The following is a 220-nucleotide window of genomic DNA, read 5'->3' as shown; positions in this document are numbered from 1 at the left end:
CACACAGATTGTCTGATAGATGTAAAGAAGCAAGACGGCTGCGAAGTCGCGACACCTCGTGTCCCCTTCGTCTAGCGGTTAGGACTCCGCCCTTTCACGGCGGCAACAGGGGTTCGAATCCCCTAGGGGACGCCACTTGCTGGCTGTGAGTGAAAGGCACAACCAACCGATATCTCAAAACTCATCTTCGGGTGACGTTTGAGATATTTGCTCTTTAAAA

At 51.8% G+C, this 220-nt stretch carries 1 tRNA gene; it reads left to right on the top strand.

Annotation, left to right across the window (positions count from 1 at the left end):
• The first annotated feature begins 60 nt into the window (after positions 1 to 60).
• Positions 61 to 135, top strand: a tRNA-Glu gene (locus IAE27_RS29470).
• The last annotated feature ends 85 nt before the right edge of the window (positions 136 to 220 follow it).

Source organism: Klebsiella sp. S69 (assembly GCF_016516145.1).
Taxonomy (GTDB): Bacteria; Pseudomonadota; Gammaproteobacteria; order Enterobacterales; family Enterobacteriaceae; genus Klebsiella; species Klebsiella oxytoca.
This window is presented reverse-complemented; position numbering and strand designations above follow the sequence as displayed.